The sequence below is a fragment of the Bacillus cereus group sp. BfR-BA-01492 genome (genome assembly GCF_022662815.1).
Taxonomy (GTDB): domain Bacteria; phylum Bacillota; class Bacilli; order Bacillales; family Bacillaceae_G; genus Bacillus_A; species Bacillus_A cereus_BD.
In genome coordinates this window covers 62,510-86,561 of sequence record NZ_JAKUEH010000011.1, presented here as the reverse complement: position 1 = coordinate 86,561, position 24,052 = coordinate 62,510, and the positions used below count along the sequence as shown (strand labels likewise).

Sequence of the window (24,052 nt, the reverse complement as noted above, 5' to 3'; positions counted from 1 at the left end):
AGATGGAAATGTTTCTATGAAAATGATATTTTCATAGAAACAATGCTAAAACTTTAAAGATATACAACGAAAAGTATAGGTGATAAAAATGATAGCGACAAAAGACATACGGATAGAAAAAGATTTCTTAGGTGAGAAAGAAGTACCAAATGAAGCTTATTATGGAGTTCAAACTTTACGCGCTGTAGAAAACTTTCCAATTACAGGATATCGTATACATGAGTCACTCATCACTGCAATGGCGATTGTAAAGAAAGCGGCAGCGCTTGCCAATGTGGAAACAGGTTATTTACCAGAGAACATTGGTAAAGAAATTGCAGCAGCAGCTCAGGAAATTATGGATGGGAAACTTCATGATCAATTTATTGTCGATCCGATTCAAGGTGGGGCTGGAACTTCCATTAACATGAATACGAATGAAGTAATTGCAAACCGTGCATTAGAACGGATGGGATATGAAAAAGGGGATTATGCAAAAATTAGCCCGAATACACATGTTAATATGGCACAATCTACAAACGATGCATTTCCAACAGGAATTCATATTGCAACTTTAATGATGTTAGAGGAGCTTCTTATTACGATGGAAGAGCTTCATCGTGCATTTATAAAGAAAGCAAAAGAATTTGATCATGTCATTAAAATGGGACGTACGCATTTACAAGATGCTGTTCCTATTCGCCTTGGACAAGAATTTAACGCATATAGTCGTGTATTAGAACGTGATATAAAGAGAATTAAACAATCTCGTCAGCATTTATATGAAGTCAATATGGGCGCAACGGCTGTTGGAACAGGATTAAATGCAAATCCAATGTATATTGAACAAGTTGTAAAGCATTTACGAGAGTTAAGTGGTTTTCCACTTATAGGAGCGGAGCATTTAGTAGATGCAACGCAAAATACGGATGCATATACAGAAGTATCCGCAGCGCTTAAAGTATGTATGATGAATATGTCTAAAATTGCAAATGACTTACGTATCATGGCTTCTGGTCCAAGAGTTGGATTAGCAGAGATTCAATTGCCAGCTCGTCAGCCAGGTTCATCTATTATGCCTGGGAAAGTCAATCCGGTTATGGCTGAAGTGATCAATCAAGTTGCCTTCCAAGTGATTGGGAACGACCATACGATTTGTTTAGCATCTGAAGCAGGGCAATTAGAATTAAATGTAATGGAACCAGTGCTCGTGTTTAATTTAATCCAATCTATTAGTATTATGAATAATGCATTTCGTGTCTTCCGTGAATATTGTATTGAAGGTATTACGGCGAATGAAGAACTATTGAAACAATATGTGGAACGAAGTGTTGGAATTATTACAGCAGTCAATCCTCATATTGGATATGAAGCTGCTTCTCGCATTGCTCGTGAAGCAATCGCAACAGGAAAATCAGTTCGAGAACTTTGCCTAGAACATGGTGTGTTAACAGAAGAAGAACTGGATATTATTTTGGATCCATATGAAATGACACATCCTGAAATAGCAGGAGCATCATTACTTAAAAATAAAAAATCTTGATACGTTCGTATCAAGGTTTTTTTATTTAGCAAAAGATAATATAACAACGAAAAATAAAAAGGCTGATGAACGAGTCATCAGCCTTTTATATTAAAAAATATGAAATATGGAGTTAAGTTGAAGTAAGCTAATGACAGCTAAGAAGATTAAGCTATATTTCATTGCTACTTTAAATAATGCAGACTCTTTACCAACTAATCCAACTGCTGCACAAGCAACTGCTACAGATTGTGGCGAAACCATTTTTGCCATTGTTCCACCGACTACGTTTAATGCAACAAGTGTGGACGGTACGATATCCAACTGAGCTGCAGTTACTGCTTGAAGTGGTGCGAATAATGAACCACTTGACACAACTGAACCGGTAATGAATACGCCAATCCATCCTAAAATTGGAGAAAGAATTGGGAATGCATTTCCAGTAGAAGAGAATGCTAGTCCAAGTGTAGATGACATCCCAGAGTAATTCTCAACATAAGCTAAAGCGATAACGCTACAAATTGTGTAAACTGGAGCTTTTAATTCTTTAAGTGTTTCAATTATAAGTTCTTTAATCATTTTGCCATTTACACGATATACGATAAGTGAAACAATAATTGCTAATACAATGGCAGTAGTTGTAGATGAGAATACATCTAGTTTAAAAATAGCTGCAAAAGGTGTATCTGCTTTTGTGATTGGTGCAGTTTTCATAACTTGATTATGAAGACCAGGGAATTGAATATTAAATACTAAGTTCTCAAGTGCACCTTTTGGAGCGAATAAAGCTTTAATTGGTTTTAAATTAAAGATTGTTACAAATGCAGTTAAGAATATAAATGGAGACCAAGCATATAAAATTTGATTGAATGTATGAGAGTGTTTTTCTTCTTGTTTTTCTTCTTTAGCAGAAGATTTTGGCTGCCAAACTCGTAAAAATAATGCAAGGGCAACCATACTTACAACTGCTGCGAAAATATCAGTAAGTTCTGCGCCTAAAAAATATGTTACAGTAAATTGAGTAATAGCAAATGAAACACCGCTAACAAGAATACCTTGCCATGTTTCTTTAATTCCTTTAAAACCATCAACCATTGCAACAAGTAAGAACGGTAAGATGATGCTAATAAATGGTAGAATCGTAACAGTTTGACGACCGACAGTTAATGCATCAAGTTGAGTTAATTGTGCTGGTACTGTAACTGGAATACCCATTGCTCCCATTGCACCACCAGCGATATTAGCTACTAAACAAATACCTGCTGCTTTTAATGGATTGAAGCCCATACCAACAAGTAATGCAGCTGTGATAGCAACCGGAACCCCTAGGCCAGCTGCTCCTTCTAAGAAAGCACCGAAAGAATAAGCGATTAATAATACCTGTAAGCGTTGATCACTTGTGATACTTGAAATACTATCACGAATAACATTAAATTGTTCAGTTTTTACAGTTATTTTGTAAAGGAAAATTGCTGCGATAACAATTGTACAAATTGGATAAAATCCAGATAAAATACCGAATCCTGCTGATGCAACAGCTACAGTTGTAGGCATTTTATACACAAAGATGGCAATGATAACAGCAACAATTACACTGTAAAGACCAGAGATATAACCTTTCATTTTGAATCCCATTAAACAAATGATGAAACAAAAAATTGGTAAAGCTGCTATTAGTGCAGAAAGCCAAATGTTGTTCAATGGATCATAAATTTGTGTCCAAGTATTCATGAGAATAACAACTCCTATCTATATTATGTGAAGTTATTCACATTATTTGTGAAATAATTCACAATCAACTTACATTGCTAAGTATAGTCCTGTTCAACACTATTGTCAACGTGAAAAAGTATAATTATTCCACAATAGTGTTATTTGTAAACAAAACCTTACATTTTGTTCATAAACTTGACAAAATGAGTGCTCATATATTTTGAGCACTCTATCAATATTTTATTCATAAATAATAGAAAAGAGAAGTAGAAAGTTTAAAATTATAAACTTTTCATATATTCCTTCATCTTTTCGTATGTCATAGGTCCAACATGTTTAAAATGAATGATACCTTTTTTGTCTAGAATGAAGGAGGTTGGAAGGCTCACAATTTGATAAGCTGTATTCGCTTGTCCTTTTGTATCAAGTAAAACAGGAAAAGTATAATGATTTTCTTGAAGAAATTGTTTTACATAGTTAGGATCTTTTTCACTAGGAGTTGCGTTTACGGCAACAATTTCAATTTCATCTGTTTTTGAGTCTTGGTAGAATTTTTCTATATCAGGCATTTCAACTTTACATGGCCCACACCAACTCGCCCAAAAATTCAAGATCACTTTTTTTCCTTTATAGTCGGACAAGTATATTTCTTCCCCATCTATTGTTTGTAAAAGAGAATTAGGTACTATGTTTCCAATCTCTGTTCCGATTCGGACATCTGATCCTTCATTTTGTTCCTTGCTCTTTTTTTGTATAAGATTATGGATAATCGTCCAAACGAGTGCAATACTAAGTACAGCGACAATCAGCCATTTTTTTATTGGAAATCAACTCCTTTACCAAAAATTCACTCTTTCTATCGTAACAAACTGATTACTAAGGGTCAAATAACTTTACAAGGATATATCATTTGAGAACAGTATTTTACAATACCGTTACAGAAGGAAGTAGAGAGAGATAAATATAACAAAAACGTTGATAAATCAACATTTAGAAGCAATGTATTCAGCTTTATATATTTTGCATTTTTTCTATATCGTATAGTATAATATTCAAAATCAGCGAGGTTTTTTGTATTTTGTGTTGATAAAAAAGGAGGAAAATAATTTTACCGTTTAGGTTGATAAAGTTGTGTCGTAACAGGAAATATAAAAACAAGTATATAAATAAATAAAGAGAAAATAAAATGAAAAAATGAGGGGAACTTTATGAATCAAAACCAATTTGATTGTCGTATTTTAGAAGAAGATGTTCAAATGTTACGAGCGTTAGCTCATCCGTTACGTTTGCGCTTAGTAATGGAACTTATGCAACGCGGAACGTGCAATGTAACACAATTGCAGGAAGTATTAGAAATTCCGCAATCGACTGTTTCACAACATTTAACGAAACTAAAACAAAACAAGGTTGTTCGTTTTGAAAGACGAGGCTTAGAAGTATATTACCAAGTGCACAATGACAAAGTAAGTAAAGTAGTAAAGACATTATTTTCATAAAATTTCAATATTTAGGAAAGGCGTATAGAAATATACGTCTTTTTTTATGGAATACATTCAAAAAAATATGGAAAGATAGAGAGGAGTGTAATTTGTAAAAGGAGGAATACATTATGGATATAAAACGGGTAAAACAAATTTTATCGTCCTCGAGCCAAATAGATGTTACATATCAAGGTGTACCGGTTTGGATTGAGAGTTGTGATGAAGGACGTGGAATTGCACAAGTTCATGACATAAAGGCACCACATGAAACAGTAGAGGTTGATATTACAGCGTTAGAAGAAAAATAAAAAAGCATTATGTTGCAAACAAACATCTTTTTTAGAGCTTAGAAAAGATGTAAGAATTCATAATATATAGGTAGAGAAAGATCCGTTTTTTGATTAAAAAAAGACTCTCAAATTTGAGAGCCTTTTTTACTATTCCATCATATGTGCAATTTTTTTCGAGAACATGAGAAGTATTAAGCCAAGTACAATTACGATAATACCAATACTTGCGAATACTTCTAAGTATCCTAGAGATTGCGTGAATGCTGCTAATGCCCCAGCAATATAGTTTGCGATACCAGTACCAGCTAACCATACACCCATTAATAAAGAAGCTAATTTCACAGGTGCAATCGCACTTACCATTGATAATCCAATAGGTGATAAGAATAGTTCGCCTAGTGTATGGAACATATAAGTGATAACAATAAATAGTAAATTAGCCTTTACAGTAATATGAGCTTCGTCACTGCCTGTTTTTAAAACTGCCAATGTGAGTGCAAGATAGCCAATTCCTAATAAAATCATTCCAAGAGCCATTTTTGTTGGGACTTTTAAATCACCACGTTTAGATTTAGATAACTTAACCCATAAGGCTGATACAAATGGTGCTAATAGTACGATAAATGCTGGGTTAACAGATTGGAACCAAGATGTTGGAACTTCCCAACCAAAAATAGTACGATCAACAAATTTATTTGTATAAAGAGTAAAAGAACTACCAGCTTGTTCAAAACCTGCCCAGAAGAATACAACGAAGCAAGTTAAAATAACAATTGCCCAAGTGCGTTTTTTCTCTTGTTGAGTTAAAGGTTTTTTCTCAATTACTTTCGCATCTTTATTTTTTGCTTTTTTTCCAACGACAGTTGTTCCAGCGTTACCAAGGTAACGTGGAGCTAGCAAGTTAAAGACAATTTGGCCAATAACCATACCGATACAAGCTGCAAGGAACCCATATTTGTAACCCATTACCATAACACCATCAACATTTGTTTTAAAGAAATCTTCAGCTAAGTAGCCGCAAATAAGCGGTGCGAAAAAAGCACCTACGTTAATGCCCATGTAGAATATCGTGAAGGCGCTGTCACGACGTGTATCGTTTTCGCCGTATAGTTCACCTAATAATGTAGAAATATTTGGTTTGAAAAATCCGTTACCAATAACTAATAATACGAGTCCTAAAAAGAGTCCAGTTTTGTATTCATGGAAAATAATACAAAGTTACCAATTGCCATAATAATACCACCAACGGTAATGGCATGACGTCTTGTAATAAAGTGGTCTGTTAACCATCCACCAGCAATTGGTGTAAAATATACTAATGCGGTAAAAATTCCGTATAAATTCACTGCGAAACTTGCATCAAGCCCTAAACCACCGCTAATGGCAGCTGTTGTTAAGTAAAGAACTAAAAGTCCGCGCATTCCATAATAACTAAATCTTTCCCAAGCTTCTGTAAAGAACAATAAATATAATCCTGGTGGGTGTTTCTTTGGCGTTTGTTGTTCTTTAGCTTTTTCTAATTTTAAAGCTGCATCCATTTTGTTGCCCCCCTAATCTTACATAACGGATATTTATGTAATCATTTTAATTTACAAAATATTTAGAAGTCAATAGAATTATATGGGAATAGAAAGAAAATTTTTAAAATAATTCATTTAAATTCATCCAGTAGCATATTTTCTCCTTAAATTTGCTTAATAAGCGTTTTCAAAAGCAGTATTTAAATTCTTAAAGAAAATAAAATAATGATAAATCAGAAAATTTAGAGTAGTTAATTTTTCTGATATAAAGAAATTACATTCTATTTACTTTTACAATATAACATATAAGGAATAAAAATACAAAAAATAATGTGACATTTCCGTGAATTCAAAATAAAAACAACTTCCGAGGAGAAAGTTGTTTTTATTTTGAATTTTTATATAGGACGCGCATCCTTTTTGTAATAACTCTGTACGAAACTGAGCATCACCACATTCTAAATCAAAAATTATTTTTTCTTTTACATCACAGATAAGTTGTAACAAGGCAGGGGTTTCAATCATATCATTTGAATTATCTTATCGATATCTCCGCTTCATATATTGTTTAAAAAAGAGTCTTTATTATACGCTTCAGATTCTATGAATGCCATGTTCTCATTCCCTTTACATATTTTGTTTGTTCTATCAAACTTTAAAAGCAAGTGATAGATTTCTTTTGTTACATCATATATAATTACATATTGTAAGCGTTTTCTTTATGTTATTTTTCTATAATAAAATTCGAAAACGTGTTAAGCTAGTAGAGAGAGTATTGGCATTATTGAGATAATAATCCGCTTACATGAATGATGGGAGGCTTCACAATGTCTAGTAAAACACTTGCAAAATTTTTAGAAGAAAATTTGGAAGATTTGAAAGCAAAGGGGCTTTATAACGTAATTGATCCGCTAGAAAGTCCGAATGGACCAATGATTACAATTGGCGGGAAAGAATATATTAACTTATCTTCAAATAACTATCTTGGCTTAGCAACAGATAATCGTCTGCAAGAAGCGGCAATTGGTGCAATCCATAAGTATGGCGTTGGTGCGGGGGCAGTTCGTACGATTAACGGTACACTTGATTTGCATGTCAAATTAGAAGAAACAATTGCAAAGTTTAAACATACAGAAGCAGCGATTGCATATCAATCAGGATTTAACTGTAACATGGCAGCAATTTCAGCTGTAATGGATAAAAATGATGCTATTCTTTCTGATGAGTTAAACCATGCATCTATTATTGATGGATCTCGTTTATCAAAAGCAAAAATTATCGTTTACAAACATTCTGATATGGAAGATTTACGCAAAAAAGCAATCGAAGCTAAAGAATCAGGGCTTTACAACAAATTAATGGTTATTACAGATGGTGTTTTCTCAATGGATGGTGATATCGCAAAATTACCAGAAATTGTTAAAATTGCTGAAGAATTAGATTTAATGACATATGTAGATGATGCACATGGTTCAGGGGTACTTGGAAAAGGTGCAGGTACTGTTAAGCATTTCGGTCTTTCTGATAAAGTAGATTTCCAAATTGGTACATTATCGAAAGCAATTGGGGTAATTGGTGGATATGTAGCAGGGAAACAAAACTTAATCGATTGGTTAAAAGTGCGTTCACGCCCATTCTTATTTTCTACAGCTTTAACACCAGCCGATGCGGCGGCTTGTAAGCAATCTATCGAGATTTTAATGGAAAGTACGGAGCTACATGACCGTTTATGGGAAAATGGTCGCTATTTAAAACAAGGATTAAAAGATCTTGGCTTTAATATTGGGGACAGTGAAACGCCAATTACACCATGTATTATTGGTGATGAAGTGTTAACGCAAGAGTTCAGTAAACGTTTAAATGAAAAAGGTGTATATGCAAAATCTATCGTGTTTCCAACTGTACCAAGAGGAACAGGACGTGTTCGTAATATGCCAACAGCAGCTCATACGAAAGAAATGCTTGATGAAGCAATTCGTACGTATGAAAAAGTAGGAAAAGAAATGGGGATTATTTAACACTTTTACATCTTTTGAAAGCTTGCAAATGAGGAGTGGAGAAAATGAAAAAAATTTTAGTAACCGGTTCTTTAGGGCAAATTGGTTCTGAACTTGTCATGAAACTTCGTGATGTATACGGCACATCAAACGTTATTGCAACTGATATTCGCGAAAAAGATAGCGAAGTAGTCAAATCTGGTCCATTTGAAATGTTAGATGTAACAGATGGTCAGAAACTCCATGATATTGCAAAACGTAATGGAGTAGATACAATTATTCATTTAGCAGCTTTACTTTCAGCAACTGCAGAAAAGAATCCGCTGTTTGCTTGGAATTTAAATATGGGCGGACTTGTCAATGCACTAGAAGCAGCTCGTGAACTAGATTGTCAGTTTTTTACGCCAAGTTCTATTGGTGCATTTGGTCCAACAACACCAAAAGATGCTACGCCGCAAGACACCATCCAGCGTCCGACTACAATGTATGGAGTAAACAAAGTAGCAGGAGAATTACTGTGCGATTACTATTATCATAAATTTGGTGTTGATACGCGCGGGGTACGTTTCCCGGGTTTAATCTCTTATGTAGCTCCTCCAGGAGGAGGTACAACTGATTATGCGGTGGAAATTTATTATGATGCAATTAAAAAAGGTGCATACACTTCCTACATCGCAGAAGGAACATACATGGATATGATGTATATGCCTGATGCTTTGCAAGCAATTATTTCATTAATGGAAGCTGACCCAAGTAAACTCGTACATCGCAATGCTTTCAATATTACAGCAATGAGCTTTGAGCCAGAGCAGATTGCTGCAGCAATTCGTAAACACATTCCAACATTTACAATGGATTATGCAGTAGATCCAGCTCGCCAAGCAATTGCTAATAGTTGGCCAAACTCAATTGATGCAACAGCTGCAAAAGAAGAGTGGGGCTTTAAAGCAGAGTATGATTTAGATAAAATGACAGCAGATATGTTAGCAAAATTAAAAAAAAAGCTCACAGCTGATTTAGTGATGAGTTAATGAAGAGAACCGATTCGATTGGATCGGTTCTTATTCTTTTGCAGGGGGGATGAAAACAGAAAACGAGCTCTTTTTATATTAATTTTTAGAAAAACAAAATAATAAATGAAATTTTATTGGCGATTTGACATAGAATAACGACTAAAAAACAGGAGCCAAAGCGGGCTCCTGTTTGCTATTCAATCGTCTTCAGTAGTAATTTTTTCAATAGAGGTTTAATCTTTAATCGTAAATCTTCAGCATCATTGGCGATTAAGAAATGCTGATTATAGATGTTTTTCATCAATTGATAAGTGGCTTCTTTTGCTTCGCCTTCTTCAATGAAAATTCCGATGACTTCCATTCCATTTTTGCGAGCAAGCTTGACAGCTTCATGCGTGTCTAAAATACCGTCTTGTTGATAATCTAGTGCAGAAGGTTCACCGTCTGTAAAAACGAGTAAGAATTTATGTTTTTCTGTTCTTTTCGCGAGCTTTTCAGAAACGATACGAATGATATAACCATCACGGTTATCTTCTTCTTCACGTAGTTGCATAATTTCAGGTCCGACATTTGGAAGTGTTGAATTTTTGTATGTTACAACTTCATGAATGACATTCGGTTTGTTTTCTGGAGTAGCGCTTGAAGCATCTTCCCAAAAGCCGCTGATGGCATGTGGGATTTTTAATGATTTTAATGCTTCATGGAATAGCACAACACTTTTTTTTGTTTCTTGCATTTTATTATACATAGAACCAGAGCAATCAACGAGCAGTTGAAAGGCTACATCAAGTTCTTGAGATTCCTGTCCTTTTTTATAAAACATTCGCGGCTGTTTTTCTGTATAAATGCGTAAAAACTTTTTATGAAGTCTTCCATAATATTTATCACTATTTGCATTTGTTTTATTTTCAATCGTTTTCTCGATAATTTTCTTTAATTCTTTCACATCTTTATTGATAACCGACTTGATGGCTTGATAGTCTTTCTTTTCATCATGGCTTGGCTTGCGAGCTTCTTTAAACGTATGAGAAGCACCGACGTTATATTTACCGTATGTGCCTTCATGCTGGCTAGAAGCATGCGATGCTCTCGTATCTTCAGCATCAGCTCCATCAAAGTTGGACTGTGTGCTCTTTTGTGAAGTTCCTTGTACGGAACCGAGCGCTTGATCGCCATCTTCAGATTCACGAGCTGTATCACCCATCATATTCGTTTTTGTTCCACTTTCTAATTCAAAGCGTAAGAAATTTTCATTTTCATTATTTTTATTTTCTCGATGCCATGTAGAAAAGCTTTCATTTATTTTACTTTTATTTTCATTGTCATCGACAATTTGGACATCATCATTTGCTAAATCTTCAGGACGTCCATCTTTTTCATCAGCAATAACAGATAGATAGAGAGGGGCATGCCCAAAGTAGGTATTAATCATATCACTTTCAAGAAACCCTTCTAAACGATAACGAATTTTTTCCACAATATACATAATATCTTCTGTATTACGAGCTTGGAAGACGTCGTGTAACAACGTTTCAATTTGTTCAAAGTACTCATTGTGAAACATTTCGTATTTATCGCTTGTGAGTGAGAGATAACATAAGCAGAAAAGACGATCAGCATGGTAGTTACGAACGCGGTTTATTTCATTTTGTGAACTGAAATAATTACGGTACATTTCTTTACGTCTTTTGAAAATATACTTCGTACCAGGGCGTAAATCTTTTACAATCTCTTCAATGCGTAAGTCTTCCAGTAGAATAAATAATTGTGTTAGAAATTTTGTAAGAGAAGACTCTTGTAATTCGATGGCGTAAGATCGAATTAATCTCATATCAGAATAATGTTTATTGCCAAGTGCCTTTAAAAATACTTCGCTTTTTAAACCGACTACCATATCGTCTTCTTTACGATCATCCCAAAAATGACTGATAACAACTTTTTTTTCAACTTCATCATAGTATGCTTTATAGCCATATTCTAAGTAAGCATCATCTTCTTTTAGAAGAGCATACATTAAGTTTTCCATTTGAAGAAACAGCGACGCGTCAATTTTTTTGTCACTAAAAATTTGTCTCATGAATTATTCCTCAAAGAAGTAGCTCTCCGCTAATTCACGGACAGTCATTTGTTCTGTTTCGTCACTTAGTTTTGCAATGATGCTTCGTTCGATTGCACGCATAACAGGAATATATACACTTAAATCACATGCATCAAGAATACCGCGAATACTTGCTGCTTCTTCACTTACACGACCGTCACGAGCAAGAGGCATAAGGTCACTTGCAAATGCAACAAACTTTTCAATGGTTGCTATATTTTTTAACTTTGAATCAGATAATAATAATTCTTTTAATGTCTCACCTTGAATGTAAGGAACTTCAATGATAACGAAGCGGTTTTTTAAAGCTTCATTTAATTCGCTTGTTCCAACATATCCTTCATTAATGGCTGCGATTACACGATATTCTTCATCTCCATATACAACTTGCTGTGTAAATGGATTTGTAATCATTTTACGATAATCTAATGCACCATGAAGAAGGGGAAGTGTTTCAGGTTTCGCCATATTAATTTCATCAATGTATAGGAAATGACCATTCTTCATTGCTTTCATAAGGGGCCCATCAATAAAGGTAACTTCAGAAGCACCATCTTTTGTCTGTAATGTGTTATATCCTAGAATTCCTTCTACATCTAAATCAACAGAGCAGTTAATGCTATGCATTGGCTTTTGAAATAAGGAAGAAAGCGTCTCTGCTAGTACAGTTTTCCCACTACCAGTTGGTCCTTTTAATAGAATATTTTTTCCAAGTAAAAGAGCTGTAATAGCATCTTCAAGAATACTGTTATCAGCTGCTTTATACATTTTTGTTCCAATTAAATGTTTATTTTCACCAGCTGCTTGTGTATTTTTTTCATGAATTGCCGCTAATTGCTGCTTTAAATCAGCATGTATATGCAATTGTTCTAACATGTGTTTCCCACCTAACATTATTTTCATAAAATAAAACAATATACCTTATGATAACGTGTTTTTATATGGTATGCAAAGGAAAGAGAAGGGAGGAAATGGACGGACATTATAACCCAAAAAAGTAATCGAATTTGAATGAATTCTTTTTTTCAGTAGTAAATATACATAATAGTTGAACATATACCTTTTGCCTATTCTTTCTTACATATAAAACGGATAAGCGAAAGTAGATCTTAATCGCTTCATGATAAAATGTGTTTCCCCGCTATTTAGGGCAGTTCGATTGGAACAGCGTTATTTCATTCTTGGTATGTTACGAATGGAGGGTTCTCTCTCGTTTTATGTAGAACACTATAAAAGTTATAAAGAGAAAAGAAGCGGTGAGTAAACCAAAATGGCTATTTCCCGCTTCTTTTTGTTAGCTTGCTTTATTATTTCGCTGTTCAGAAATAAGGTGCGGCGCATTCTTCATTAAAATTGGATAAAGAATAAGGCCTAATACAAATAATCCAATTCCTAAGAAAAATGTTGTTAAGTCTGCTGTTCCTGTTTTAATAACCCAAGTGGAATAAAAGAATGCTAGTAAGGTAATGATTCCATCTTTTATACGAGAAGCACATTTTATACCATATGTTTCGCCCGTTATAACGAGTTTTAGTTGATACATTGTAGAAACAAGATATGGGATTAAATAGGCTAACGTTGCAACGACAATGGCGAAATGATAAGCCTCTGAAACAGTACCAGAAATTGTGGAAAATAAGAAAATTTGTGTCATAATATTTGTAATGAGAAGCGCTTTTGAGGGGCTTCCTTTTTTATTTGTTCTTCCAAAGAATTTTGGGAAAAGTCCATTCTTTGCTGCTTGATAAGGTACTTCAGAACTAACAACAATCCAGCCAACAGTAGAGCCGAATAGAGATATAAGTGCAAGCAGTGCCATAATATAAGCGCCTTTATTACCAATGGCTAAGTTTAGGGCATCTACTAACGGCTTTTGCGACTCTTTCAAAACTTCTTGTGGGAGGGCGCCCATTGTTAGTAATGTGATTGCCATATAAATAAGAAGAGCAATGATTAATCCTAAAATAGTCGCTCTTTTTACGTCACGCTGTGATTTTGCTCGGTTCGATAGCATAACAGCTGACTCGATTCCAATAAAGGCCCAAAGTGTAGCGATAGCGGCAGAATTGACTTGTCCACCTAATGGAATGGATTTTCCAGCTTCATTCATAAAAGTTTGTCCATCACCAAAATTAGAGGCGTTAAAAATAAATAATGTAATCACGATAAACATTGTAAATCCAATAATCTTAGCAATTGTTGCTAAAAGATTCATATTACCTGCTCGATCAATGTTTTGAGAAAGAATGGATTGAATACCCCATAGCATAATGCTACATACAGCGAATGTTAATCCTTTTCCAAGCTCTAATGAGGAGCTGCTTATGGAAAAGAGAATTTGTTTACTTTGTAAAATCGGGAAAAACGTAGATAAATATCCTGCAAACGAAATAATGACGGAAGCAGTCGCTGCCCAGTTTGCTGCCCAATATCCCCATGCCATGCTATAACCAGCCACTTTCCCCATCTTTGGTGAAGGGAACATCGCTTGCGCATAACTTTGTGGGCCCGCCTTTAATTCTGGTTTACGTACAGCAAGATTCCCAAATACAAGCGCAATCGTAAATACACCAAGTCCTGTAATACTCCAAGCAAGCGAAGAACCTAAGGGACCTGATACTTGTGCTAAGTTTGCCGGTAGCATAAATACGCCCCCTCCGACCATATTCCCAACTACGAATGCTGTCAAAATCCATAAACCCCATTTTCTCGTTTCCATATTTGTTGTCTCCTTTGTAGTAGTTTTGCTTATTCATCATCTGTTACTAGCTTTTTATAAACAAAAAAGAGCCATGTAGATAAAAAATACCTACATAGCTCTTTAGCAAAGTGTAGGTACAACGGGAATAACCCTTGTACCTACGCGTCATTTTTTCCGCTAGGTTTCAAGGGTTTACGTATGATGATGATGTTTTTGTGCAAATGTAACTACAGCTTTATAAGTAAACATAGTTCTTTGCTCCCTTTCTCCTCTGATTTTGAAGTTAGTATACTACATGTTTTTTAGAATGAAAAGAAAAATATGAAAAATTTATCCCGCTATTTTAGGACAGCCCGATTGGTGAGGGCTCATTAAAGTTTCACTTTGTAGGAGTATTTCTTACATTTATGCCGAATTTAATATAGTACATATAAAGGAGGAATTGTACATATGGAAATAACTGTAGAACAGGTCTTTCATGATGCTATTTTAGAAGAAGCGGCAAGTTTGTTTCATGTGAAAGTAGAAAAAATACCCCTTGGAGATTTCGAAAATTATATTTTTCGTGCTGAGGATGAAAAGAAAGTACCCTACGTATTGAGATTGACTCATTCTTCTCATCGGTCTGAGGAGCAAGTCCAAGCTGAATTAGAGTTTTTACAATATCTAAAAGAACATGGAGCGAATGTTGCCGGACCATATAATTCAAAAACTAGAAAACTAGTAGAAGGAATACAAGCGACAGATGGAACGACCTTTTATGCGTCACTTTTTTCATATGCACAAGGGGAAGGGATAAAAGATGATACTTCTATACATTGGGGAGATGATTTGTTTCAAGCGTGGGGAAAAGCAATTGGACAAATTCATCGCCTCACAATGGATTACCCTGAAACAAAACATCGTACGACATGGGAGGTAGATGAAAGAGCGATTATAGAAGATTTAGAGGATGAACAGTTGAAACAGATTGCGAATACAGTAATTGTTCATATAAAAAAACTGCCGATAGAAAAGGAAAGCTTTGGACTTATACACGGCGATATTCATCAAGGAAATTTTCATTATGATGGAACAAAATTAACAATTTTTGATTTTGATGATGCTACGTATAACTATTTTATACATGATGTAGCGATGGTTCTCTATTATTCAGCGATGGTAATAAGCGGGACAACAGAAGAGAAAACAGCATTTGCTCGGCATCAATTAAAAGTATTACGATCAGGATATGAGCTGGAACATCAATTAGAGGAAAGGTGGTATGAATCTTTACCGCTATTTTTAAGACTTCGTGATATCGGTTTATATGGTACAATTCAAAAGAAATTTAAAGGAAAAGAGATGCCAGAGTATTTTCATATATTATCTGATTCATTATATAAGAGAATTATGAAAGAACAGCCAATTGTGAATATATAATACAAATTTTAAGAGACAAAGTATATGAAAAAACGATATACTTTGTTTTTTTATACAAAAATGTGTTTGTTTTATTAAAATAATATTGTCATGATTTGTGGGTGAGTTTATAATTTTTATATATTCTGAATATTATTGATAAAAAGGAGGGAGAATTGTGGAGGCATTCGTAGGATGGTTAAATAATATTGTTTGGAGTTCTGCACTTGTTTATTTATGTTTGGGTGCAGGTTTATATTTTTCTATTCGAACGAGATTCTTACAACTCAGGCATTTTGGAGAAATGTTGAAACTTACATTTAAAGGGGAAAAGTCGGAAGCAGGTGTTTCTTCGTTTCAGGCATTAGCGCTGTCTTTATCAGGGCGCGTGGGAACGGGAAATATTGCTGGGGTCGCAACAGCGATTGCATTTGGAGGCCCAGGAGCCGTATTTTGGATGTGGGCAGTGGCCTTTTTAGGTGCGGGATCTTCTTATATAGAATCGACACTTGCACAAATATATAAAATGAAACATAAGGGGCAATTCCGCGGCGGACCCGCTTATTACATTGAGAAGGGCCTAGGAGTGAAATGGTACGCATTCGTATTTGTTGCAGCAACCATTCTTGCAACGGGGCTACTTCTTCCTGGTGTGCAAGCAAATAGTATTGCTCTAAGTTTAGAAACAGCATTTGGAGTGAATACATCTGTATCTGGAGTAATATTAGTCGTGATAGTCGCCCTTATTATCTTTGGTGGAGTAAAGCGTATTGTAAATGTAGCGCAAGTTATAGTGCCTTTTATGGCGGTCGGTTATATTCTCGTAGCTTGTGCGATTATTGTAATGAATATTGAAAAGTTACCAGAAGCATTTATGTTAATTATAAAAAGTGCATTTGCTTTAGAATCTGCGTTTGGTGGAATTATTGGTTTAGCTATTTCTTGGGGGGTAAAACGTGGAATTTATTCCAATGAAGCAGGGCAAGGAACTGGGCCACATGCAGCGGCGGCTGCGGAAGTTTCACATCCAGCTAAGCAAGGATTAGTGCAAGCATTTGCTGTTTATATTGATACATTATTTGTTTGTTCTGCAACTGCATTTATGATGATTATTACAGGCATGTATAACGTATTTGATGCAAGTGGAAAAAATTTTATTGTCAATAAATTAAATGGTGCACAGCCGGGACCTGGTTATACGCAGGCTGCAGTTGAATCTGTCTTCCCTGGATTTGGAAACGGTTTCGTTGCTATTTCCTTACTATTCTTCGCATTTACAACAATAATGGCATATTATTATATCGCTGAAACGAATATTGCCTACTTAAATCGTGAGAAAGATCGCCCTTGGATGTTGCTGTTACTAAAATTTATTTTCTTAGGGGTTGTATTTTATGGTTGCGTCAAAACGGCAGAGACAGCTTGGGCTTTAGGGGATATTGGTGTAGGGATTATGGCATGGGTTAACATTATTGCGATTTTATTTTTGCAAAAGCCAGCCCTTTTAGCATTAAAAGATTATGAGAAGCAGAAGAAAGAAGGAAAAGACCCCGTATTTCATCCTCGAGAACTCGGAATTAAAAATGCTGATTTCTGGGAGAATGAATACGGAAAAGATAAGAAAGAAGAAGTATCATAAAGTGAAACTTTAATCAGTGGGGGTTTTCTTCATCCCCCACTGATTATGAGCCCTCACCAATCGGGCTGTTACGGGCAGCCCTACTCCCACCTATCTTCCTTGCTTCTCTCTGCATCTTGAGGTGGGAGTCTTACTGCCCTAAAATAGCGGGATAAAAAGAATAGCAATGAGAAAGCAAAGGTAGATCCCTTTGCTTTTTTTGTTGTTGAAACTTAAATGTAGAAAATCTTGATTTTTGTTGAATTACTAAAATCATTTCGCTACTAGAAGTGCATTCTTATTTCTATTTGTAGCACTTTTTTATGGAGCAAAGTTATTTTTTAGGCTTTTTTTGAATATAAAAAGAATGTACATGCTTTGTTAGGGGAAGGGGGGGTATGTTGATTGAGTTTCGTAATGTAAATAAATACTATGGTAACTTTCAAGTCTTAAAAAATATTAATATTCAAATTCAAAAAGGAGAAGTAGTTGTTATTGTAGGGCCTTCTGGATCAGGAAAAAGCACACTACTCAGGTGTATCAATCAGTTAGAGGCAATTACGGATGGAGAATTAATTGTCCAAAATACAGAAGTGCACAATGCCAAGACGGATATGAATGAATTGCGCCGAAATATTGGAATGGTTTTTCAGCATTTTTATTTATATCCACATAAAACGGTGCTTCAAAATATTACATTAGCACCAATGAAGGTGAATAAAATTTCTAAAGAAGAAGCTGAAAAAACAGCTATGTTTTATTTAGAAAAAGTGGGGATACCTGAAAAAGCAAGGGCATATCCACATCAATTATCCGGTGGACAACAACAAAGAGTTGCAATTGCTAGAGGATTAGCCATGCAACCAGAAATTATGTTGTTTGATGAGCCGACGTCTGCGCTCGACCCGGAAATGATTGGGGAAGTGCTAGATGTTATGAAAGCGTTAGCGAAAGAAGGAATGACAATGGTTGTTGTCACACACGAGATGGGATTTGCACGTGAGGTAGCAGACCGAATTTTATTCATGGATGAGGGACAGATTATCGAGGATACAATACCAACAGCGTTTTTTGTGAATCCAGAGCAGGAGAGAGCGAGACTGTTTTTAAGAAGAGTATTAAATCACTAGGGGAGGAACAGGATGAAAAGGATGAAAAAATGGTTCACTCTTATTGTTTTCGCGTGTTTATTTACTTTGATTGTTGCAGGATGTGGAAATAAACAAGAAGATGCGAAAGAAACAAATACAAATGGCGGAGTGGTCAAACAAATTAAGAAACGCGGAAAGTTAGTAGTTGGTGTAAAGAATGATACTAATTTATTTGGATTAAAAAATCCTTCAACAGGGCAAGTAGAAGGGTTTGATGTTGATATGGCAAAAGCGCTTGCAAAAAAGATTCTAGGTGACGAGAAGAAATTAGAATTAAAAGAAGTAACTTCGAAAACGCGTATTCCAATGCTGAAAAATGGAGATATTGATGCAATTATCGCGACAATGACAATTACAGAAGAACGGAAAAAAGAAGTTGACTTCTCAGATGTATATTTTAAAGCAGGCCAATCATTGCTTGTGAAAAAAGGAAGCGATGTGAAAAGTATTGATGATGTGAAAAAAGGGGTAAAAGTATTGGCGGTAAAAGGTTCCACATCAACACAAAATATTCGTCAAAAGGCGCCGGAAGCAACGGTATTAGAGTTTGAAAATTATAGTGAAGCATTTACAGCATTAAAGGCGGGACAGGGAGATGTTTTAACGACTGACAATGCAATTTTATATGGAATGGCCAAACAAGATGCGAATTATGAAGTAGTTGGTAAGATCTTTACGAATGAGCCATACGGTATTGCTGTTCAAAAAGGAGCAACGGATTTAACGAAAGAGATCAATGATTTGTTAAAAGAAATGAAAGAAAGTGGAGAATATGACAAGGTATACGAGAAATGGATTGGAGAAAAGCCAGAAAAATAGTAGATTGCGAGGAGAGGGATGAGGTTAGCTCATCCTCTTCTTATAAAGAAAGAGGGTGGAAGTTTGCCTGATTTTTCAATTTTGACAAATAACATGGATTTGTATTTGGAGGGATTTAAATATACGCTATTGTCCAGTGTCATTGCCTTGATTGGTAGCTTTCTTCTCGGTGTTATGATAGCTGTTATGCGAATTACACCAATTCGAGCGTTAAATTGGATTGGTACAGCGTATGTAGAATTTGTTCGGAATATCCCCATTGTGTTGATTGCATTCGCCTTTTATTTTGCCTTTCCAGTCGTCGGTGTTACATTAAGTGGGTTTGTTGCAGGAACAGCAGCGCTTACTATATATACAGCGTCTTTTATTGCAGAAGCGATTCGAGCCGGAATTTTATCTGTTACAAAAGGGCAGATGGAAGCAGCGCGCTCCTCTGGTTTAACATATGTACAAGCGATGTATTATGTTGTGTTACCACAAGCTATTAAAATTGTCATTCCGCCGCTAGGAAACCAATTTCTGAATTTAGTAAAAAACTCTTCGATTCTTGGAATGATTGCCGGAGCAGATTTAATGTATCAAGGAGATTTAATTTCAACGAGAACGTTTGTTACATTTGATGTGTATATATTTGTTGGGATGTTTTATTTAATCTTAACTGTACCGCTTAGCATGCTTGTGCGTTACTTTGAAAAACGCTTGGCGAAAGGAGCGGTATAGATGGATTTTCAAGGAGCGTATACCGGAGATCATCTTGTTTTCCTATTAAAAGGATTACTTGTAACATTAGAAATAGCTATTATTTCTATTTTCCTTAGTTTTCTTATCGGAAGTATAGTGGGAACAGTTCGATATACGAAAATACCAATTCTATCACAAATACTGGCTGTCATTGTTGAAATCATTCGTAACTTACCATTGCTTTTAATTATTTTCTTTACTTATTTTGCACTTCCAGAAGCTGGATTGAAATTAGAGATTAAAACAGCAGCGATTGTTGCTTTAACAATTTTTGAGGCAGCGATGATTTCAGAGATTGTTCGCAGCGGCTTATTATCTATTGAGAAAGGGCAAATAGAAGCAGGGCGAGCTTCAGGGTTATCGTATATGCAAACACTTTGGTACATTATTTTACCACAAGCGTTGAGACGTATGGTACCACCGCTAGTGAGCCAATTTATATCTTTATTAAAGGATACATCATTAGCAGTTGTCATTTCATTACCGGAGCTTATGCATAATGCTCAAATTATTAATGGACAAAATGTAAATTACATGATTCCTACGTTTATATGTGTAGCTTGCATATATTTTGCTGTAAATTATGGATTGTCAATTTTATCAAGAAAATTAGAGCATCATTAACTCTTACGATCATGTAAGAGTTTTTTACTAATAAAACCTTATTTTCCTGTAATTACAAAATAAGTTGTGATTCATAATAAAAAATGCATAGTTTTATCAGAAAAGTTTTAATTTTATATAGAAATTGTAAACGCTTTCGTGTATATTTTTATTATCAGAAAATTTTCAAAACAGAAGGTGTTTATAGGGGAGGATTACGATGCAGCAAACAACGAACGAGAAATTACATCGAACGATGAAGAGTAGACATTTATTTATGATTGCGCTTGGAGGTGTCATCGGAACAGGTTTTTTTCTTGGATCAGGATATACGATTAACCAAGCGGGACCAGGGGGAGCCATTCTCTCTTATTTAGTCGGTGGATTTATTATGTATTTAACAATGCTTTGTCTCGGTGAACTAACTGTCGCGATGCCGGTCTCTGGATCTTTCCAAAAATATGCGACGAAATTTATTGGGCCGGGAACAGGGTTTATGATTGGATGGTTATATTGGCTAGGATGGGCTGTTACAGTTGGATTAGAGCTAACATCAATTGGCTTGATGATGAAAAGATGGTTTCCATCTGTAGACGTTTGGGTATGGTGTTTGATCTTTGGACTTATTTTATACATTTCGAATGCAATTTCGGCGAAAAGCTATGCTGAATTAGAGTTTTGGTTCTCTAGTATAAAAGTAATTACAATTGTTGCATTTGTCGTTTTAGGGGGCAGCGCATTGCTTGGTTTTTTACCGTATGATGGTAAAGCGGCAGCACCTCTTTTTTCTAACTTTGTAAGTGACGGTGGATTGTTTCCAAATGGAGTTGCTGCTGTACTTCTTACAATGATTACAGTTAATTTTTCTTTTCAAGGAACAGAACTGATCGGGATAGCAGCTGGAGAAAGTGAACAGCCAGAGAAAACGATTCCTCGTGCAATTCGTAATACAGTATGGCGCATCATGTTATTTTTTATTTTAACAATGACGATTTTAGTAGGGTTAATTTCATGGAAAGAAGCAGGGGTTATTGAAAGCCCATTCGTTGTTGTATTTGATAAAATTGGGATTCCTTATGCAGCGGATATTATGAACTTTGTTATTATTACGGCACTACTATCTGTGGCAAATTCTGGATTATATGCAGCAACGCGCATATTATGGTCTCTTGCAAATGAAGGAATGGCACCGACTTCTTTCAAAAAGGTAAATAAACGTGGTATTCCAATTACAGCGTTAATTGTTACGATTGCTGTAGCTGGTTTATCTTTACTGACAAGCTTTCTTGCAGAAGATACAGTATACATGTATTTATTGTCTGTAGCAGGATTATCTGCTGTTGCTAGTTGGGTTATTATTGCGCTATCACAACTTCGTTTTAGAAGTCAGTACGTAAAGGATGGAGGAAAGTTAGAAGACTTGAAATATAAGACGCCGCTCTATCCAATTGTTCCAATTTTAGCTCTCGTTACAAATAGTATTGTTATCATTAGTTTAGCGTTTATTCCAGAACAACGGATGGCTTTATATTGCGGTATTCCATTTATCATTTTTTGCTATGTGTATTATTATATAAATAAGAAGCGGCAAAAAGTGATGAAAGTGGAGATGGGTAAAGCGTATGAAACTAACAATTAAGCATGATCATATTCAAGCTGAGTATTCGTATGGACAGTTATCAATTGGAAAAGAAAATGGGTACTCACCGTTAGAACTATTCATTTCTTCCATTGCAGGATGTAGTGCAATTGTCTTTCGAACGATTTTAGAAAAGAAGCGTATTCAGTATGACACATTTACAATTGAAACGACAGTTGGGCGCAGTGACGCTTTATCAAGACCTGTTGAGAGTGTGCATCTGCACTATAAAGTAAGAGCAGAGGGAATTACGCTCATGCAACTCGAAAAGGCGTTAGCAATTGCGGTGAAAAATTGCACAATTGCACAGTCTGTTAAAGATAGCATTCAGATTACTGAAACAATAGAGTTAATAGAAAAAAAGTAAGAGAGTACAATTACATCATTGTACTCTCTTTTTCTCGTGGCAAAGTAATAGTAAAGCATGTTCCTTCATTTAATTTACTGCTAACAGTAATATGACCGTCATGTAGTTCTACAATCTCTTTCACAATCGCCAGACCCAATCCGGTTCCTCCCGTTGCACGTGATCGTGCTTTATCAACGCGATAAAAACGTTCAAAGATGTGCGGAATATCTTCCGGCGGAATTCCTTCACCTGTATCTTGAATCGAAATCTTAATATGTGATAAATATGTTGTGACAGTGATTGTAATCATTGAATACTCTGCTGAATGTCTATAAGCATTATTTAAAATATTCATAATAACTTGTTCAAACCGTCTTTCGTCTAAAATGATAAAAAGTGAAGGGGGACATGTTAAGGAAACGGTAAGATGTTTTTGGATATATATTCCATTCACTTTTGTGACAATCCGATTTAGAAATTTTTCTAAATCGATACTTTTCGCTTCAATTAAAAAATTATGTTTCTCCATTTGGGCAAGTACAAATAAATCTTGGACTAAATTCGTAATGTAGTCAGCTTCTTCTTTTATAATGGATAAATATTTCTCCCGTTCTGTAGGCTGTGTAGTATGTTTTTGCGCAATCTCTGCATAGCCTTTTACATATGTAAGCGGAGTTCTTAATTCATGTGCTACGCTTGCTAAAAACTCACTGCGTTCTTTTTTCATGTAATGTAAATCATTTGCAAGTGTTTGAATTGCGCTAGCAAGCTCACCGATTTCATCATTTCGAGATGTACTTAAAGAAATAGATAAATCACCACGACTCACTTTTTCAGTTGCGTGTTTCATACGAAGCAGGGGCTTTGTTAATAAGCGTGATAGTAGAAAAATTGTAATCACTGTTAATAGAAAAGTAATAAGACCCGCAATCATAAATTGTTTTGTTAGCCCATTGACCATTTGTTTAATTGAATTTGTGCCAAGAAACATATATACGTATCCTTGTACTTTCTTTCCTATTACAATAGGGCTAACAGTACATATGTAATTAGAAGTTTTCCAGTGGTTTTCAATAATCGTTCCGTTATGACTTGGTCTTATATTCATTTCTGTAATATACATCTTTATAGTGGAATCTATATAATTGGACTTCGCTAATACTTTTTTATCAGTATTTGTAATAACGGCAGTTGTCTCCGCTTCTGACTCCATTAATGCAACGTGAGAAATTGTTTGTGAATCAAAATATTTTTCTAATACATCACGATGGCTATTGCCGCGCTTTAATAATGCATGCATTTCTTCATTTACTCTCGTGTTAACAAGGCTGTAATACAAGAGTATAAATAGAACACTTTCGATTAAAAGTGTGACGATCAAAAAGTAAAACCCTAGTTGAACAGAGATTCGTTTCAT

The 24,052-nt window shown here is 35.2% G+C and carries 19 protein-coding genes and 1 pseudogene; 13 read left to right on the top strand and 7 right to left on the bottom strand.

Translation table 11 applies throughout. The features are described from left to right. Positions 1-88 precede the first annotated feature (88 nt). Complete coding sequence (gene aspA / locus MR063_RS14750; protein ID WP_242198935.1) at positions 89-1,522, top strand: aspartate ammonia-lyase; 1,434 nt, start codon at positions 89-91, stop codon at positions 1,520-1,522. A gap of 90 nt (positions 1,523-1,612) precedes the next feature. Here aspA and MR063_RS14745 read toward each other — a convergent pair whose 3' ends face one another. Further along, positions 1,613-3,232 (bottom strand): L-lactate permease, encoded by a 1,620-nt coding sequence (locus MR063_RS14745; RefSeq protein WP_242198932.1) that lies wholly within the window; start codon positions 3,230-3,232, stop codon positions 1,613-1,615. Positions 3,233-3,495: 263 nt separating this feature from the next. Continuing rightward, positions 3,496-3,903, bottom strand: a complete 408-nt coding sequence (locus MR063_RS14740) for a TlpA disulfide reductase family protein (protein WP_396021846.1) — start codon at positions 3,901-3,903, stop codon at positions 3,496-3,498. Between the two features lie 519 nt (positions 3,904-4,422). On the opposite strand from MR063_RS14740, the gene MR063_RS14735 reads away from it, so the two are divergent. Then, positions 4,423-4,710: an ArsR/SmtB family transcription factor gene (locus MR063_RS14735; protein WP_011983636.1), complete on the top strand. Its 288-nt coding sequence runs from the start codon at positions 4,423-4,425 to the stop codon at positions 4,708-4,710. A 113-nt stretch (positions 4,711-4,823) separates the two neighbouring features. Continuing rightward, complete coding sequence (locus tag MR063_RS14730) at positions 4,824-5,003, top strand: acid-soluble spore protein H (protein WP_242198926.1); 180 nt, start codon at positions 4,824-4,826, stop codon at positions 5,001-5,003. A 129-nt stretch (positions 5,004-5,132) separates the two neighbouring features. On the opposite strand, the pseudogene MR063_RS14725 reads toward MR063_RS14730, so the two are convergent. Beyond that, positions 5,133-6,523 (bottom strand): annotated as a pseudogene (locus tag MR063_RS14725) (peptide MFS transporter). A gap of 809 nt (positions 6,524-7,332) precedes the next feature. Here MR063_RS14725 and MR063_RS14715 point away from each other — a divergent pair. Both MR063_RS14715 and MR063_RS14710 read left to right on the top strand, forming a co-directional pair. Beyond that, entirely contained in the window at positions 7,333-8,523 is a 1,191-nt protein-coding gene (locus MR063_RS14715; protein WP_242198924.1) for a glycine C-acetyltransferase, read from the top strand. 44 nt (positions 8,524-8,567) lie between these two features. Further along, a complete protein-coding gene (locus MR063_RS14710) occupies positions 8,568-9,533 on the top strand; it encodes an L-threonine 3-dehydrogenase (protein WP_242198922.1) in 966 nt (321 codons plus the stop codon). A 175-nt stretch (positions 9,534-9,708) separates the two neighbouring features. Here MR063_RS14710 and MR063_RS14705 read toward each other — a convergent pair whose 3' ends face one another. From MR063_RS14705 to MR063_RS14695, 3 genes are all read right to left on the bottom strand, one after another. Next, positions 9,709-11,592 (bottom strand): vWA domain-containing protein, encoded by a 1,884-nt coding sequence (locus MR063_RS14705; protein WP_242144984.1) that lies wholly within the window; start codon positions 11,590-11,592, stop codon positions 9,709-9,711. A gap of 3 nt (positions 11,593-11,595) precedes the next feature. Beyond that, on the bottom strand, positions 11,596-12,489 hold the full coding sequence (locus MR063_RS14700; RefSeq protein WP_242198920.1) for an ATP-binding protein: 894 nt from the start codon (positions 12,487-12,489) through the stop codon (positions 11,596-11,598). A 418-nt stretch (positions 12,490-12,907) separates the two neighbouring features. Further along, complete coding sequence (locus MR063_RS14695) at positions 12,908-14,332, bottom strand: amino acid permease (protein ID WP_242198918.1); 1,425 nt, start codon at positions 14,330-14,332, stop codon at positions 12,908-12,910. Between the two features lie 432 nt (positions 14,333-14,764). Between MR063_RS14695 and MR063_RS14690 the strand changes: the two genes are divergently transcribed. From MR063_RS14690 to MR063_RS14655, 8 genes are all read left to right on the top strand, one after another. Further along, complete coding sequence (locus tag MR063_RS14690) at positions 14,765-15,736, top strand: phosphotransferase enzyme family protein (RefSeq protein WP_242198917.1); 972 nt, start codon at positions 14,765-14,767, stop codon at positions 15,734-15,736. Between the two features lie 157 nt (positions 15,737-15,893). After that, positions 15,894-17,354, top strand: a complete 1,461-nt coding sequence (locus MR063_RS14685) for an alanine/glycine:cation symporter family protein (RefSeq protein WP_242198915.1) — start codon at positions 15,894-15,896, stop codon at positions 17,352-17,354. Positions 17,355-17,734: 380 nt separating this feature from the next. Continuing rightward, on the top strand, positions 17,735-18,463 hold the full coding sequence (locus MR063_RS14680; RefSeq protein WP_242144979.1) for an amino acid ABC transporter ATP-binding protein: 729 nt from the start codon (positions 17,735-17,737) through the stop codon (positions 18,461-18,463). Positions 18,464-18,475: 12 nt separating this feature from the next. Then, positions 18,476-19,303 carry a glutamate ABC transporter substrate-binding protein gene (locus MR063_RS14675; RefSeq protein ID WP_242198914.1) on the top strand — a complete coding sequence of 276 codons (828 nt, stop codon included), beginning with the start codon at positions 18,476-18,478 and terminating at the stop codon, positions 19,301-19,303. 63 nt (positions 19,304-19,366) lie between these two features. Next, entirely contained in the window at positions 19,367-20,023 is a 657-nt protein-coding gene (locus tag MR063_RS14670; protein ID WP_048723299.1) for an amino acid ABC transporter permease, read from the top strand. Beyond that, positions 20,024-20,668 carry an amino acid ABC transporter permease gene (locus MR063_RS14665; protein WP_048723250.1) on the top strand — a complete coding sequence of 215 codons (645 nt, stop codon included), beginning with the start codon at positions 20,024-20,026 and terminating at the stop codon, positions 20,666-20,668. 199 nt (positions 20,669-20,867) lie between these two features. Then, positions 20,868-22,286: an amino acid permease gene (locus tag MR063_RS14660; RefSeq protein ID WP_242198913.1), complete on the top strand. Its 1,419-nt coding sequence runs from the start codon at positions 20,868-20,870 to the stop codon at positions 22,284-22,286. Then, the gene (locus MR063_RS14655) at positions 22,270-22,653 is read left to right on the top strand and encodes an OsmC family protein (protein ID WP_242198912.1); all 384 of its coding nucleotides are present in this window, start codon (positions 22,270-22,272) and stop codon (positions 22,651-22,653) included. Before MR063_RS14660 ends, MR063_RS14655 begins: the two co-directional genes overlap by 17 nt. Positions 22,654-22,663: 10 nt before the next feature. Here MR063_RS14655 and MR063_RS14650 read toward each other — a convergent pair whose 3' ends face one another. Further along, positions 22,664-24,052 (bottom strand): sensor histidine kinase, encoded by a 1,389-nt coding sequence (locus tag MR063_RS14650; protein ID WP_242198911.1) that lies wholly within the window; start codon positions 24,050-24,052, stop codon positions 22,664-22,666.

What these genes read in the sequence shown, in the direction of transcription:
- MR063_RS14660 (WP_242198913.1), top strand. Translation starts at nt 20,868, where the DNA reads ATGCAGCAAACAACGAACGAGAAATTACATCGAACGATGAAGAGTAGA.
- MR063_RS14695 (WP_242198918.1), bottom strand. Translation starts at nt 14,332, where the DNA reads ATGGAAACGAGAAAATGGGGTTTATGGATTTTGACAGCATTCGTAGTT.
- MR063_RS14655 (WP_242198912.1), top strand. Translation starts at nt 22,270, where the DNA reads ATGAAACTAACAATTAAGCATGATCATATTCAAGCTGAGTATTCGTAT.
- MR063_RS14730 (WP_242198926.1), top strand. Translation starts at nt 4,824, where the DNA reads ATGGATATAAAACGGGTAAAACAAATTTTATCGTCCTCGAGCCAAATA.
- MR063_RS14745 (WP_242198932.1), bottom strand. Translation starts at nt 3,232, where the DNA reads ATGAATACTTGGACACAAATTTATGATCCATTGAACAACATTTGGCTT.
- MR063_RS14735 (WP_011983636.1), top strand. Translation starts at nt 4,423, where the DNA reads ATGAATCAAAACCAATTTGATTGTCGTATTTTAGAAGAAGATGTTCAA.
- MR063_RS14705 (WP_242144984.1), bottom strand. Translation starts at nt 11,592, where the DNA reads ATGAGACAAATTTTTAGTGACAAAAAAATTGACGCGTCGCTGTTTCTT.
- MR063_RS14675 (WP_242198914.1), top strand. Translation starts at nt 18,476, where the DNA reads ATGAAAAGGATGAAAAAATGGTTCACTCTTATTGTTTTCGCGTGTTTA.
- MR063_RS14710 (WP_242198922.1), top strand. Translation starts at nt 8,568, where the DNA reads ATGAAAAAAATTTTAGTAACCGGTTCTTTAGGGCAAATTGGTTCTGAA.
- MR063_RS14650 (WP_242198911.1), bottom strand. Translation starts at nt 24,052, where the DNA reads ATGAAACGAATCTCTGTTCAACTAGGGTTTTACTTTTTGATCGTCACA.
- MR063_RS14690 (WP_242198917.1), top strand. Translation starts at nt 14,765, where the DNA reads ATGGAAATAACTGTAGAACAGGTCTTTCATGATGCTATTTTAGAAGAA.
- MR063_RS14715 (WP_242198924.1), top strand. Translation starts at nt 7,333, where the DNA reads ATGTCTAGTAAAACACTTGCAAAATTTTTAGAAGAAAATTTGGAAGAT.
- MR063_RS14665 (WP_048723250.1), top strand. Translation starts at nt 20,024, where the DNA reads ATGGATTTTCAAGGAGCGTATACCGGAGATCATCTTGTTTTCCTATTA.
- aspA (WP_242198935.1), top strand. Translation starts at nt 89, where the DNA reads ATGATAGCGACAAAAGACATACGGATAGAAAAAGATTTCTTAGGTGAG.
- MR063_RS14700 (WP_242198920.1), bottom strand. Translation starts at nt 12,489, where the DNA reads ATGTTAGAACAATTGCATATACATGCTGATTTAAAGCAGCAATTAGCG.